The organism is Dialister hominis (assembly GCF_007164725.1).
Taxonomy (GTDB): Bacteria; Bacillota; Negativicutes; order Veillonellales; family Dialisteraceae; genus Dialister; species Dialister hominis.
Window position 1 is genome coordinate 783,163 of sequence record NZ_AP019697.1, and the last position, 14,740, is coordinate 797,902.

Annotated in this window: 12 protein-coding genes; all 12 read left to right on the top strand. The window is 46.0% G+C overall.

All coding sequences use genetic code 11. The features are described from left to right. The first annotated feature begins 1 nt into the window (after position 1). The 12 genes from dprA to Dia5BBH33_RS03700 all read left to right on the top strand — a co-directional run bounded on the left by dprA (position 2) and on the right by Dia5BBH33_RS03700 (position 14,735). A complete protein-coding gene (dprA, locus tag Dia5BBH33_RS03645; RefSeq protein ID WP_108849812.1) occupies positions 2–1,090 on the top strand; it encodes a DNA-processing protein DprA in 1,089 nt (362 codons plus the stop codon). A 194-nt stretch (positions 1,091–1,284) separates the two neighbouring features. Continuing rightward, positions 1,285–3,645, top strand: a complete 2,361-nt coding sequence (gene topA / locus Dia5BBH33_RS03650; RefSeq protein ID WP_143332401.1) for a type I DNA topoisomerase — start codon at positions 1,285–1,287, stop codon at positions 3,643–3,645. 13 nt (positions 3,646–3,658) lie between these two features. Further along, positions 3,659–4,963, top strand: coding sequence for a methylenetetrahydrofolate--tRNA-(uracil(54)-C(5))-methyltransferase (FADH(2)-oxidizing) TrmFO (gene trmFO / locus Dia5BBH33_RS03655; protein WP_108850892.1), 1,305 nt, complete (start codon positions 3,659–3,661; stop codon positions 4,961–4,963). A 570-nt stretch (positions 4,964–5,533) separates the two neighbouring features. Beyond that, positions 5,534–6,673: an HAD family hydrolase gene (locus Dia5BBH33_RS03660; protein WP_162501754.1), complete on the top strand. Its 1,140-nt coding sequence runs from the start codon at positions 5,534–5,536 to the stop codon at positions 6,671–6,673. 98 nt (positions 6,674–6,771) lie between these two features. Beyond that, on the top strand, positions 6,772–7,788 hold the full coding sequence (locus tag Dia5BBH33_RS03665) for a DNA polymerase III subunit (protein ID WP_108849809.1): 1,017 nt from the start codon (positions 6,772–6,774) through the stop codon (positions 7,786–7,788). After that, positions 7,785–8,624 (top strand): PSP1 domain-containing protein, encoded by an 840-nt coding sequence (locus Dia5BBH33_RS03670; protein ID WP_022382727.1) that lies wholly within the window; start codon positions 7,785–7,787, stop codon positions 8,622–8,624. Before Dia5BBH33_RS03665 ends, Dia5BBH33_RS03670 begins: the two co-directional genes overlap by 4 nt. Continuing rightward, the gene (locus Dia5BBH33_RS03675) at positions 8,617–9,369 is read left to right on the top strand and encodes a tRNA1(Val) (adenine(37)-N6)-methyltransferase (RefSeq protein ID WP_022382726.1); all 753 of its coding nucleotides are present in this window, start codon (positions 8,617–8,619) and stop codon (positions 9,367–9,369) included. Before Dia5BBH33_RS03670 ends, Dia5BBH33_RS03675 begins: the two co-directional genes overlap by 8 nt. Next, positions 9,362–10,210 carry a 16S rRNA (cytidine(1402)-2'-O)-methyltransferase gene (rsmI, locus tag Dia5BBH33_RS03680; RefSeq protein WP_022382725.1) on the top strand — a complete coding sequence of 283 codons (849 nt, stop codon included), beginning with the start codon at positions 9,362–9,364 and terminating at the stop codon, positions 10,208–10,210. Before Dia5BBH33_RS03675 ends, rsmI begins: the two co-directional genes overlap by 8 nt. A 140-nt stretch (positions 10,211–10,350) precedes the next feature. Further along, on the top strand, positions 10,351–12,321 hold the full coding sequence (gene metG / locus Dia5BBH33_RS03685; protein WP_143332403.1) for a methionine--tRNA ligase: 1,971 nt from the start codon (positions 10,351–10,353) through the stop codon (positions 12,319–12,321). Further along, positions 12,318–13,094, top strand: coding sequence for a TatD family hydrolase (locus Dia5BBH33_RS03690; protein ID WP_022382723.1), 777 nt, complete (start codon positions 12,318–12,320; stop codon positions 13,092–13,094). The genes metG and Dia5BBH33_RS03690 overlap by 4 nt, the downstream gene beginning before the upstream one ends. Before the next feature lie 191 nt (positions 13,095–13,285). After that, entirely contained in the window at positions 13,286–14,371 is a 1,086-nt protein-coding gene (gene mazG / locus Dia5BBH33_RS03695; protein ID WP_108849808.1) for a nucleoside triphosphate pyrophosphohydrolase, read from the top strand. Between the two features lie 64 nt (positions 14,372–14,435). Next, complete coding sequence (locus Dia5BBH33_RS03700; protein ID WP_108849807.1) at positions 14,436–14,735, top strand: HU family DNA-binding protein; 300 nt, start codon at positions 14,436–14,438, stop codon at positions 14,733–14,735. The last annotated feature ends 5 nt before the right edge of the window (positions 14,736–14,740 follow it).

Sequence of the window (14,740 nt, forward strand, 5' to 3'; positions counted from 1 at the left end):
TATGGATATTTATGCTGCTGCTCTTCCCGGATGTCCGGGATTAGGTGCCAAAAATATCAGGGAACTGATTGACCACTTCAATACGCCTGAAGACGTATGGAATGCCTCTGAAAAAGATATCATCGATCTTCATGTGCTGACTCCTGCCAGAGAAAAGGCCTTCCTCAAGTACAGGCGCGAAACGGATCTGGAAAAACTGGGGAAAAAGCTGCTGGGACTTGGAATCCGCTGGTGTACATGGGAAGACAGCACGTACCCTTCTCTTCTGGCAGAAACGTCCAATCCGCCGGCCGTGCTCTATTATATGGGAACTTCTCCGGTCTTTGAAAAGACGATAGGGATTGTGGGATCGAGAAAGGCAACCGCATACGGAATAGAAACAGCCGGACAGTTTGCCAGAGTGCTTTCAAAAGAAGGCGTTACGGTTGTCTCCGGCGGAGCTAGAGGGATTGACAGTGCTTCGCACAGCGGCGTCTTGCAGGAAAAAGGGAGTACGGTTGTCGTGATGGCATGCGGGCTGGATAAGGTCTATCCGCCGGAAAACAGGAATTTGTTCCAGCAGGTCATTGATAACGGAGGCACACTGCTTTCTGAATACCCGCCGGGAACGCCGCCTCTTGGACGGCAGTTTCCCGCCAGAAACAGGATTATTGCCGGAATGAGCCGGGGAGTTATCGTAGTGGAGGCTGCTGAGCGCAGCGGTTCATTGATTACTTCTGATTTCGCATTGGAAGAAGGAAGGGATGTCTTCTCCGTACCGGGAAGCATATGGATAGATTCCTGCAAAGGAACCAATCAATTGATCAGGAATGGAGCTATATGCTGCACATCGGCAGAAGATGTCCTTTCCGAATACAATTGGAAGGAAGAAAAAGGGAAGCCTGAGAGCAAGTATCTGGAGCCTTTAACGATTGAAGAGGAGTATGTATTCCATTTCTGCCAGACCGAAGGAGAAGTCAATTCCGAAGATATATTGCAGCATTCTGGATTTTCTGTGGTAAAATTGACTATGATTTTGCTCCAGCTCCAGCTGAAGGGATATATCCAGGAGACTGAACAGGGCAGATATATAATAAAAACAGGATTGTAACATTCTTTCATCAGCCCTTTAAATCGGCGGATCTTCGCATCATTTTAGGGCAGTTCGATTTTATTCTTTTTAGAAACTGCGCTGAAAGTGTATAATAAAGGAATTGATAAAAGTATTTAAATCATGTATCATTCTTGTTCATAGATCTGAAAGATGAAAGAACTTGTACTTTATTAAGTAAGTGGAGGAAGATTTTGCCAATTACAAGAACAATCACAATAGGAAGCAAACGCAAGACAAGAACAAAGGCTCCTGCTGAACCATCTTTTAAACGTAAACCAAATCCCAAGGGAAAGCATCTTGTTGTCGTAGAATCTCCGGCTAAAGCAAAAACAATAGAGAAAATTCTCGGACCGGATTACAAGGTCCTTGCTTCGAAAGGTCATTTGAGAGATCTGCCGCAAAAGACACTTGGCGTTGATATCGATGATAATTTCAAGCCTGAATACGTCAATTCCAAGGACAAGGAAGACGTTATCAAGACACTCCAGAAGGAAGCAAACCATTGCAGGGACATTTATCTGGCAACGGACCCTGATCGCGAAGGAGAGGCCATTTCCTGGCATTTAGCGAAGCTTCTTGATGTGAATCCGGAAGATAATGTAAGAATTGCATTCCACGAAATCACGGCTCCTGCCATCAAGGAAGCCATTAAGCATCCGGGACCGATTGATTTGAACCGTGTCGATGCGCAGCAGGCCCGCCGCGTCCTTGACAGGCTGGTCGGCTACAAGCTTTCTCCCTGGCTCTGGAAGCAGGTATACCGCGGCCTTTCTGCAGGACGAGTGCAGTCTGTGGCAACGCGTCTGATCTGCAAACGCGAGGAAGAAATACGCGCCTTCAAACAGGAAGAATACTGGACAATCGAATGTGTCTATACGACTCCGGAAGGGGATGCGTTTAACGCAAAGCTGGCACAGATCAGCGGAAAACCTGCAGAGCTTCACAATGAAGAAGAAGCAGAAAAAGCAGCAGCAGGCGTCCGGAATAAGAATGCGGATGTAGTTTCCGTAACAAAGACAAAGAAGCAGCGCAAGACGAAGCCGCCTTATACGACGTCCACTATGCAGCAGGATGCTGTCAATAAATTGAACTTCGGATCCAAGAAAACCATGCTTCTTGCGCAGGAACTCTATGAAGGCATCGAGCTTCCTGAACAGGGGCATGTAGGTCTGATCACTTATATGCGTACGGATTCCACGCGTATTTCTGATGAAATGGTCAAGCAGGCCAGAGAATATATCGGAAGGCTTTACGGAGACAAGTACCTGCCGGAAAAGCCGAATGTTTTTGCCAAGTCCAAAGAAGCGCAGGATGCCCACGAAGCCATAAGACCGACAAGTCTTGCACTTCCGCCGGCCGCATTGAAAGGTGTTTTGAAAAGAGACCGGCTGCGTCTTTACACACTGATCTGGAACCGTTTCATTGCATCGCAAATGGCACCGCAAATTGCCCAGAGTACGAATGTCACCCTTCAGTGTGGTGAATTCACCTTAAAGGCAAGCGGACTTCACATTCTCTTTGATGGTTTTACAATCATGCAGCCAGCCAAGGATGAGAAGAAGGATGAAGAAGAAGCAGCGATTATCCCGCCGCTCAAGAAGGGTGATTCTGTCCTCAATGTCAAGGCAGACGGGAATCAGCACTTTACTTCTCCGCCCCCCAGATATACAGAAGCAAGCCTGATCAAAGTACTCGAAGAAAAGGGAATCGGCCGCCCGTCCACATACGCTCCGATTCTTGATACCATACAGAAACGCCGCTACGTGACCAAGGAAGGAAAGCAGTTTGTTCCAACGGAAATCGGTTTCAAGGTAACGGATCTTCTTAAGAAGTATTTCGATGGAGTCATCAATGTAGACTTTACGGCCAACCTTGAAAACTGGCTGGATAAGATTGCTGACGGCCATGCGACTTATACAAAGGTCATCACTGACTTCTACAAGGTCTTTTCAGACGAACTGAACGCAGCTAATGTGGAAGCTTCCAAAAACAAGAAGGAAGAAGCAGAGGTTTCTGATGTTGTCTGCGAAAAATGCGGCGCAAAGATGATTGTAAAGCTGGGGCGCTACGGCAAGTATCTTGCCTGTCCGAACTATCCGGACTGCAAGAACATCAAGCCGTACAGCCTGGTCAACGGGCCGGAAGAGGTTTCTGATGTCCATTGCGATAAGTGCGGTACACTGATGGTTTACCGCATGGGACCGTATGGAAGGTATTTGAAATGTCCCAACTGCAATGCGAATAAGGCCATTGTCATTGACACTTCCATCGTCTGCCCGAAGTGTCATGAAGGACATATGATCCAGAGAAGAACCAAGAGAGGGCGTACCTTCTATGGATGCAGCCGGTATCCGGCGTGTGATATGGCACTCTGGAACGAACCGGTAGACCAGTTCTGCAAAGTATGCGGATCGATCATGGTCAAGAAGGTATCCAGAGACGGGACAGAGACGATTGTCTGCTCGAACCCTGAGTGTCTGACAGCTCCCAAGAAGAGTACCACTAAAGGAAGAAGGGCAACAAAGAAAACAGCATCGAAAGATGAAACATGACAGGAGAAATAAATTGACTGATAAAGTAACCGTAATAGGAGCCGGACTTGCAGGCAGCGAAGCTGCGTTTCAGCTTGCTGAACTTGGAATCCCGGTAGAATTGGTAGAGATGCGTCCCCTTAAGCAGACACCGGCGCACCATACCGGCTATTTTGCTGAACTTGTCTGCAGCAATTCGCTTCGCGCGGCTTCCGTGACAAATGCAGTAGGCCTGCTGAAGGAAGAAATGCGCCGCCTTCATTCGGTCATCATGGATGCTGCCGATCACCACTCTGTACCAGCTGGCGGAGCTCTGGCTGTCGACCGTATGGGATACGCGGAAGCCGTGACTGAAATCGTAAAGAACCATCCGCTGATTACATTTACGGAAAAAGAAGTGACTGAAATTCCGGAAGATGGCATTACGATCATTGCCACGGGTCCTCTGACAGAGGGAAAACTGGCAGAAGCGATTGAAGATTTTTGCGGCGGAGAGGGCTTTCATTTCTATGACGCAGCTGCTCCGATCGTAACAAAAGAATCACTGGATCTGGACGTAGTTTATGCGATGTCACGCTACGGAAAAGGGGAAGCAGCTTATCTGAACTGCCCTATGAATGAAGAAGAGTATGCGGCATTCCAGGAAGCGCTCTGTCATGCAGAAATGGCTCCGGTCCATGGGTTTGAAAACAAGAAGGTTTTTGAAGGATGCATGCCGATTGAAGTCATGGCGCAGCGCGGAGCAGATACAATGCGATTCGGCCCGTTAAAACCGGTCGGGCTTCCTGATCCGAGAACCGGGGAAACTCCATATGCAGTCGTCCAGCTTCGAAGAGACAATGAAGACGATACGATGTACAATATTGTCGGCTTCCAGACTCATCTGAAGTGGGGTGAACAAAAGCGGGTCTTTGGCATGATTCCTGGCTTATCGCATGCGGAATTCGTCCGTTATGGCGTTATGCACAGGAATACATACATCGATTCGCCCGATCTTTTGAACGAAACCATGGAAACGAGAAAAAGGAAAGGGCTCTTCTTTGCAGGACAAATGACCGGCGTCGAAGGGTATGTCGAATCCGCCGCATCAGGGATTGTTGCCGCTTACAGCGCAGCTGCAAGATTCCGCGGTGAAGAACCGGAAGCATTTCCGAGAGAAACCGCCATTGGCTCTCTTTGCTACTACATCTCTCACTTTGATGGCAAGAACTTCCAGCCGATGAATGTAAATTTCGGACTTATGCCGCAGCTGGAGAAAAGAGTGCCTAAGAAAGAAAAGAACCAGCGCATTGCTGACCGTGCATTAGAAGCAATTGACAATTTTATAGAAAATCACTAAGAGAACTGGGCAGTCATATATGGCTGCTCTTTTCTTTTGCTGAAATGAGGCTTATAGGACATTTCGTGTTGTTTTTATAGTCGATGAGCCCCGCGTTTATCGGGCCCCATCGTCATTTTAAGATTTTCAGTAATTATTAAAGGGTGGACAAAACGTGTTGGTAAAAAGCCTCAAACCCCTGATAAATACAGGATAAAATGGGATTTTACCTTTTCAGTGTGAATAATCTTCTGGAAAGATTATCGTTATGAAAAATAGATGCCCTTATTGTGTCTTTATCTGCTGCTGATGCGGAAAAGTGCGCATTTGAACACAAATCTGGAAGTGCTGAGAATATGGGCGCTTTTACGCTTCCAGCTAATAGTGATGAGATGGATTACAGTGCAGCTCGGGCGTATTTCAGTATGCCCCGTATTCTGCCCTTAATACAAGCATAATATAAATTTTTACCAACACGTTTTGTCCTATAGCCCTGAAATGAAAACCTTTTGGCGCATTGATTCATTAATGGAATGTGAATATGATAAAATAAGGATAAATTATGAAAATGTTCCATTTCATGGAGGAAAAATGAAAAAAGTCATATTTGACGTCGATGGCGTACTTCTTAGTGAAGAAAGATATTTTGATATAGCAGCACTGACTGTCTGGGAAATTTTATACAGCCCGAAGTATATGGGCATGCCGGCAGAAAAGGATAATTTTATTGTTGGCACGGTCAATGAAGGACGCATTGCAGAATGCAGGAAAAGCGTGTGGGGAAATGGCACGCTCATATCCTGGCTGAAGGCAAGAGGGATCAACTCAAACTGGGATATGGTTCATGCTGCGCTGATTACGATTTTCTGGATCATGGCAGAAGTTTATTCTGCCCGCTCCGGCGGAGAAAAAGTGGCATTCCGTCTGGAATCGGAGAAAGATGTGCAGGAGACAGGGAAAATATTGATGGGGATTCCTGTTCCGTCTGCGGATAAGATATTAGAGAAATGGGAGAAGACAGTGCCGGAGGGGATTTACGGAGAAGATGTCATTCATACACTGGCAGCAGCAATGGCTCCGTCTTTTGCCAATCCGGATACATGGGCAGAATTGAGATCTTCTTTTTGGAAAATCCATACGTCAGCTTTTCAGGAATGGTACCTGGGGGATGATAATTATATCCGCTATCTCCATAAAGCGCCATACAGCGGCGGGAAGCCGGGATTCCTGGACAGGGAAACACCGCTTGCTCCGCCTTCTGGCATAAAGAATATGTTTGAAAGATTGAAAGAAAGCGGTTATGAGCTTGGGGTTGCGACGGGACGTGCCCGGATTGAAATGGAAGTCCCTTTTAAAACCTATGGCTGGTATGAAGAGTTTGAATCAAACTATTTAGCGACTGCGTCTGATGCGGTAGATGAATCAAAAATGTACGGAGGAAGTGTTCCTGATAAACCGCATCCTTTTATCTATTTGTGCGCTGCTTATGGCAGAAATAAGGAAAATTATCCTGCATATATGGCAGGAACAATTGCGCGCGGCAGCGAAGATGAGATTTATGTCTGCGGGGATTCCTTCTCGGACCTGCTGGGAAGCAGAGCTGCAGGCTTCAGGTTCATAGGAGTGCTGTACGGAGCAGAGAAAGATAAGACTGCCAGCCTTTTTGAAAAAGAAGGCGTTCCTTACGTGCAGAACGTACTCGAAATCCCGGATTTATTATCCGGAATCTGACATGCATTCTGGCAGAAGTGCTAACTTTTGCAGTCATTCTTCATGCATGGTAGAATTAAAGTGTATTACTTAACTAACAGCGTATATGGAGGTACCAGGTGTCACTCTTTCTTCCGCATATTTATGGACAGGAAAAAGTTCAGAAGGAATGGAAATCCTTGCTGAAAAACAACAGGTTTCCTCATACCCTGATCCTATATGGGGATGACGGGCTGGGCAAGACGACAGCAGCATTTGATCTGGCGGGAATTCTTACAGGAGAATCTGAAAAGATTTCCGGAGAATTTGATGAATTGCACATATCATCCGCCAGAGAAGAGATGACGCTCCCGATGGCTGGAAACAGGCTGTGGTATCTTCGCCCCGGGAAGATGGAATTGAAAGTAGAGCAGTTCCGTACATTTCTTGAAAGCATGGCGTCCTTTGATGAAAAGGCTCATGTCTGCATTATCGATGAATGCCAGTTCATGAGAGCGGCTGCTGCAAATATTATGCTCAAAACCCTTGAGGAGCCTCAAAGCAATGTTTATTATATTCTGATTTCTACGGATCTGAACTCCATTCTTCCGACAGTGATTTCCAGAAGCGAGAAATTTGCCTTTACCCCGCTTGGAAGGGAAGAATATCTTGCACTTCTCCAAAGGGAAAGCAGCAAATACCCGGTGCCGGTGAATATGACTCCTGATATGCTTTACCAGCTTTCAGAAGGAAACCCGGGCATTACTTTGGAAATTTGCAGTGAAAAAGATAATGCACAGCCTGATGCAGCCATGTCGTTCTGGGAAACCATTACGGATAATCCCCGTTCATTTTCTGCATTAAGCGGGCATAAATGGAAAGACAGAGATGAATTCCATCAAATGCTCCGCTGGATCATCCTGGTCGGGCGGGATATACTCGTGCTGGCTGAAACCGGTGACCAGAACCGGGCAAGGTGCATGTCGGTCATGGGACGCGAGATGGCTGTTTCCCGGAAGTGGAATGGCAAAGTCATGCAGGTGATGGAAGTTTTCCGCGATGCGGAGCTCGCATATACGCATTATATTAATATAAAAAATATTTGGGATATGATTCTTATCCAATTGAAGAATATACAGAGAGGCAGAAAAGAATGAATCAAGTTATAGGTGTCAGATTTAAGCCTGCGGGTAAAATATATTACTTTGATTCCAACAATCTTGATTTGCATATAGATGATGGAGTTATTGTTGAAACATCCAGGGGACTGGAATACGGTTATGTTGTCCTTATGCCAGATAAAGTCAGCGAGGAGGATATGCCGCAGAAACCGGTCATCCGCAAAGCTACGATTAAAGATATGGCGCAGCTGGAAAGAAACAAGGAGCGCGAGCAGTCAGCCTACGAAATCTGTCTTAAGAAAATAGAGAAGTTCAAGTGTCCTATGAAGCTTCTCCGCGCTGAATATACCTTTGACCGGAATAAAATCGTTTTCTTCTTTACGTCTGACGGACGAGTCGACTTCAGGGATCTTGTCAAAGAGCTGGCGTCTGTGTTCCATACCAGGATTGAACTGAGGCAGGTAGGCGTAAGGGATGAGGCTAAACAGGTGTCCGGAATCGGCCCCTGCGGGAGACCTTTATGCTGCGCAACATTTCTCGGTGATTTTGCACCGGTTTCCATTAAGATGGCAAAGAATCAGGGCCTTTCCCTGAATCCGACGAAGATATCCGGTGTATGCGGGCGCCTCATGTGCTGCCTGCGTTATGAAAACGACCAGTATGTACATGACGGATGCAAGAAGAAGGGCTGCTGCCATAGAGATAAGGGGAATGAGAAGATGTTCCGGGTCGGCATGAAGGCGATTACGGAAGAAGGTGCGGGACAGATTCTCTATGTCAATACACAAAAACATACAGTTAAAGTGCAGTTGGAGGGGCAGAAGACAAAGACTTTCCCCTGGGACGAGGTAGAGCAGGCTGAAAATGGCTGATGAATGGGTATTGAATGAGGGAGAAAGACTCGACGATTTAGTCAGGGATGATATGAAACTCATCCAAAGGCCGGATCATTTCTGCTTCTCTGTAGATTCTGTATTACTGGCTCATTATGTAGAGCCTAAGAAAAATGATGTCATCGCCGATCTTGGAACAGGCACAGGTGTTATTGCACTGCTTGTCTCTTCACTCGGCGGCAATCATATTGCGGCTTTTGAACTGGACCCTGTAATGGCGGATCTGGCAAGAAGGAATGTGGAAGGGAATCATAAAGAAGCGCAGATCAAAGTCATTGAAGGAGATTACCGGGAATCTTCCCGGCAGTTCGATTCCGGAAAATTCTCTCTGGTACTGGCTAATCCGCCTTATCGGGAAGTGGGGACTGGAAGAATGAGTGCCAAAAGCGGGGTGGCCAGCGCCAGTTATGAAATGAATGCGACGATGGATGACGTATTCAAGACAGCGCAGTATCTTCTGAAATACGGCGGACGGCTGGCTATGGTACACAGGGCGGACAGGACGGCTGACCTTATCACTATAGGAAGAAAGTATCATATGGAGCCTAAACGCATGCGCTTTGTCTATGCCAGAAAAGGCCATACGGCAGTCAGGGTACTGATAGAATGGAGATACGGGGGGCATGCAGAACTTGTCGTAGAACCGCCGCTTCTTCTTCATAATGATGATGGTTCTTACACAGAGGAAGTCTGTGAGATATATGGGAGGAAAAGTCATGAGTGAAGTGGAGAAGGGGACACTTTATCTGGTACCGACGCCGATCGGCAATCTGCAGGATATAACCTATCGCGCCGTTGATATATTGAAGAATGCAGATATCATAGCGGCCGAAGATACAAGGCACACACGGATTCTTTTAGAACACCTGGGGATACAGGGACACCCGGTATCCTACCATGAGCATAATAAAAAAGAAGCCGGGCCCAAACTGATTGAAGCTTTGAAGGAAGGACACTCTGTTGCGCAGGTCAGCGATGCAGGGATGCCGGTCATATCCGATCCGGGAGCTGATTTAGTCCGCCTGGCGCTGGACGAGGGGATTCCCGTCGTCCCGCTTCCGGGTCCCAATGCTGCTTTGACAGCCCTTGTCGCATCCGGACTTGATGCCCGCCAGTTTGCTTTTATCGGGTTTCTGCCTAAAATTACGGCCAAACGTAAAAAGCTTCTGGCAGATATTTCAAGAGTGCCGCTGACGCTCATTTTCTATGAAGCGCCTCACCGCATCAAAGAGACCATGGACGTACTCATTCAGTCGCTCGGAGACAGAAATGCGGTAACGGCGAGGGAACTGACTAAAAAATTCGAAACATTTGAACGCGGGACTCTCGCAGAACTCAGAAGCGGGATGAACGAGAACGATCCCCGCGGCGAGTATGTCATTCTGGTTGAAGGCTGGAATGAATCCATGGAAAAAGAGGATGAAGAAGAGACATCCTGGCAGGATGCCGCTGTGACTTTGGCGGAAGGAATGCCGCTCAAGGAAGCTGCACGCAAAGTCTCCGGCCGCTACAATGTTTCGCGAAGAGAGGTTTACCAGTATCTTCTGAAGCATAACGATCATTAATCTGATCAGGCTGCCTGCATTTTCCTTTTTTGACTTTTATCTTTTTATCAGAATGGTATAATAAAAAGATATTAATAGAATATGAATAAGATGTCCCAGCCAATATAAATTATAAAAAGAGGGATCGGGAGGAAACATTTATGAGTGAAAAACCGAAATATTATATTACGACACCAATTTATTATCCTAGCGCAAAACTCCATATCGGTCATACGTACTGCACATCGATAGCCGATGCTGTAGCACGTTTCAAACGCCTTGACGGATATGATGTGTTCTTTTTGACCGGTTCTGACGAACATGGACAGAAAATTGAACAGAAAGCAGAAGAAGCCGGAGTAACGCCTATCCAGTACGTCGACGGCATTGTCGCTTTATTCAAACAGCTATGGAAAGAACTCAATATTACCAATGATGACTTCATCAGGACAACCGAGGAAAGACATAAGAAAGTCGTACAGATGCTTTTCCAGCGCGCTTACGACAAGGGCGACATCTATCTGGGCAAGTATGAAGGATGGTACTGCATTCCTGATGAAACATTCTGGCCTGAAAACAAATTGACGCCGGAACACATTTGTCCTGACTGCGGCCGTCCGCTGCAGAGAGTAAGCGAAGATGCTTACTTCTTTAAGATGTCAAAATATGCCGATCAGTGGCTTAAATACATTGATGAACATCCGGACTTCATTCAGCCGGAATCCCGCAAGAATGAAATGGTGCAGTTCGTTAAAAGCGGTCTGGAAGATCTCTGCGTGTCCCGTACAAGCTTTACATGGGGCATCCCTGTTCCCTTTGATCCCAAGCATGTCGTATACGTCTGGTTTGATGCGCTCGTCAATTATTTGACAGCAGCAGGCATTGTTGACGATCCTGAAAAATTCCACAAATTCTGGCCGGCAGATGTTCATCTGGTAGGAAAGGAAATTGTCCGCTTCCACAGCATCATCTGGCCGATCATGCTGATGAGCCTTGGCATTGAAATCCCGAAAAAGATTTACGGGCATGGCTGGCTCATTGTTGATGGCGAAAAGATGTCCAAATCCAAGGGCAATGTCATCGATCCGATTCCGCTCCTTCAGGAATTTGGTTCGGATGCGATCCGCTATTATCTCCTCAATGATATCCAGCTTGGACAGGATGGCAACTTCAGCCGTGACCGCCTGATTGGAAGAATCAATTCCGACCTGTCGAATGATTTAGGAAATCTCTTGTACAGAACGCTTTCCATGGTTGAGAAATACAGAGGCGGCGTCCTGACAAATGGCGATGCATCCGGAGATCAGGCTGTTGCAGATGCATCTGCAGACATCGAAGAAAAAGCTAAGCAGACACTGGAAGAATTCCGCAGCGGAATGAGCAACTGGAAAATCAATGATGCAATCAAGGCAGTATGGACTTTTATCCGTGCCCTGAATAAATACATTGACGTAACCGCCCCCTGGATTCTGGCAAAGGATGAATCCAAAGCAGGGGCACTCGATGCTGTACTTTATCATCTCTGCGAAGGACTCCGTTTTGTTTCCCTTATGGCAGAACCGGTGATTCCGATTGCGTCTGAAAAGATCTGGAATCAGCTCGGACTGAAAGATTTCAAGGATGCTGATTACAAAGATCTCGTATGGGGCGGAATTGCTGACGGCACCGTGGTTCACAAAGGCGACCAGATCTTCCCGAGAATTGAAATAGAGGAAGATGAAGAGGAAAAGGCAAAACCAGTCAAAAAAGCCAAGAACAACAAGAAGGCAGAAAAAGCATCTTCTTCCAAAAAAGAAGCAGAAGAGAAAACTGAAGAAATCGATATTTCCGAATTCTTTAAGACCGATCTTAGAGTAGCGGAAATTATGACAGCGGAAAAGGTTGAAAAATCCAACAAGTTGATCAAGATGACAGTATCACTTGGCGGCGATGATACAAGAACAGTGGTCAGCGGAATTTCCCAGTACTACAAACCAGAAGATCTTGTCGGCAAACATGTCATTTTTGTTTCCAACCTCAAACCTGCCAAATTGATGGGAATCGAATCGCAGGGAATGATTCTGGCAGCTTCCAAGGACGGAGAGCTGCAGGTGCCATTTGTAGACATGCCTGCTGGAAGCAAAGTCAAATGACCGGACTTTTTGATACGCACGCCCATCTCTATGACAAAGCGTTCGACAAGGATCGTGAAGACGTCATTGCCCGGATTTTCAAGACACTGGATTATGTCGTCATTCCATCAGAGGATCTGGAGACAAGCCAGAAGGCAGTCCGCCTAGCCGATACGCATGAAGGAATTTATGCCGCTGTCGGCATTCACCCTCAGGTGACAAACGGCGCATCAGATGAAGTGCTCGCTGAGATTGCCCATCTGGCAAAGACTCATGATAAGATCAAGGCAATCGGGGAAATCGGACTCGATTATCACTATCTCTATACGGATAAGGATACCCAGAAGTATTGGTTTGAAAGACAGATCCAGATGGCAAAGGAACTGGACCTTCCTATCCTTATTCATGACAGGGAAGCTCATGGAGATGTTCTGGAAATATTGAAGCGCAATGCAGACAGCCGCCTTCGCGGCATTCTGCACTGTTTTTCAGGGAGCATAGAAACGGCAAAGGAACTGATGAAGCTTGGCTTCTACATCTCTTTTGCAGGACCTGTGGTCTTTTCAAAGAGCATAAAGCTCAAAGAAGTTGCTGCAGATATTCCCATGGACAGGCTGCTGATTGAAACTGACAGCCCGTACCTGACACCGCCTCCTTATCGGGGAAAAAGAAATGATCCGTCCAACGTACTCCTGGTTGCTGAGGAGCTGGCAAGGATCAAAAATATGGATGTTCAGGAACTGATTGATATTACCCGCGAAAATGCCATGAAAATTTATCAGATTCATCAATAAAAAGGGTGCGCCATCTGAGGCGCATCCTTTTTGCTTATAGAATATCCGTGAAGATTTCTGCATTTATTTTATTCTCTTCGATGAACATGATAGAATAAAGAAAATCAAGTTGATAATCTTGCCTGAACGCTGTGAATAAAGCGCTCAAAAAAGGGTTTAAATTGCAGTTTCCCGCATTTAGAGGTATATAGATGAAAATTAGTACAGCTTTAGACTTATTGATGGATAAGGGCTTGCTGTCAGAGGAAGATACATTCACTATTGTACGAGATAATGAGGCCGGGAGTGTATCACTTCAGCTCAAGCATCCCTTGATTGTATTATTTTCAAATGCTCAGAATCTTAAATCATTTTCTGCCAGATTAGAAAGATTATACACAAAAGATTCTTCTGTATTGGCAATTGATCCGATTGGAACTATTTTAAGGCTTTCCGTGGAAGAATTTTCCAATCACACAATGGATTCTGATTTTATTTTCTTCTTCGACAGCAGGAAGGCCAGGACGCAGCCGCTTCATCCTTTTTCATTGAAGCAGATTGATGATGTTGTTGGACGGCTTCTTGCTCCTGGAGGGTGCCCGTGGGACAGGAGCCAGGATCATATGTCCCTCAGGACGTACTTCCTTCAGGAAGTGTATGAAGTCATCGATGCAATCGATAAAAACGACATTCCTAATTTAAAAGAAGAGCTTGGGGATGTACTGTTTCAGGTCGTCATTCATGCAAAGCTCTGTGAAGAAGAAGGCCAGTTTTCCATGCAGGATGTAGTCGATGGCATATCCGAAAAAATGATAAGAAGACATCCCTTCGTTTTCGGAAATTCATCCTCTGAAGAGCTCGATCAGGCTTTTGAAACATGGGAAAAACGTAAGAGAATTGAAAAAAACAGGCAATATCTGTTATCCGGAGTGCCTAGGAGCTTGCCAAGTCTGCTTCTAGCGTGTATAATTCAAAAGAAAGTTAGTTCCAACGGACTGGAAGAAGTGTTCTTTTCAGAAAGTTTCCCAGAGGATGTACGAAGGAAAATCTGCGATATTCTTGACGCAGAAGACCAACGAACCGGAGAATTCAGCGCGGGTGCTTTTCTTTTCGCTTTAGACCGTGTACTTTGCGAAAGAGGGATCGATCCGGAGCTGGCATTACACAGTTATACTGTGAATTTTATGGATCGGTTGAGATCATTTGAGTCGGATCTTCAGAAATCCGGCAAAACCCTTGCTGACATGACTCCTGAGGATGCTCAGAAATCCTGGAAAAAATTCAACGGAAATAGTTGATTACTTCTGTCCGAAAGAACTAAGGGCGAGGATTTCGCCAATTATTAAAGGAGGATGTTTAGTTATGAACAAAACAGAACTCATCGCAGCAGTTGCCGAAGAAGCAGAAATGACTAAGAAAGATGCGGAAAAGGCAGTCAAAGCCGTTATTGATGTCATCTCTGACGCTCTTGTTCAGGGAGATAAGGTTCAGCTCATCGGTTTTGGTACTTTCGAAGTTCGTGAACGTGGTGCACGTGTTGGTCACAATCCTTCCACTCAGAAGGAAATCAAGATTCCTGCATCCAAAGCTCCGGCTTTCCGCGTATCCAAACAGCTGAAAGAAAAAGTAAACGTAGTAAAAGCAAAGAAAGCAAAGAAATAAGAATG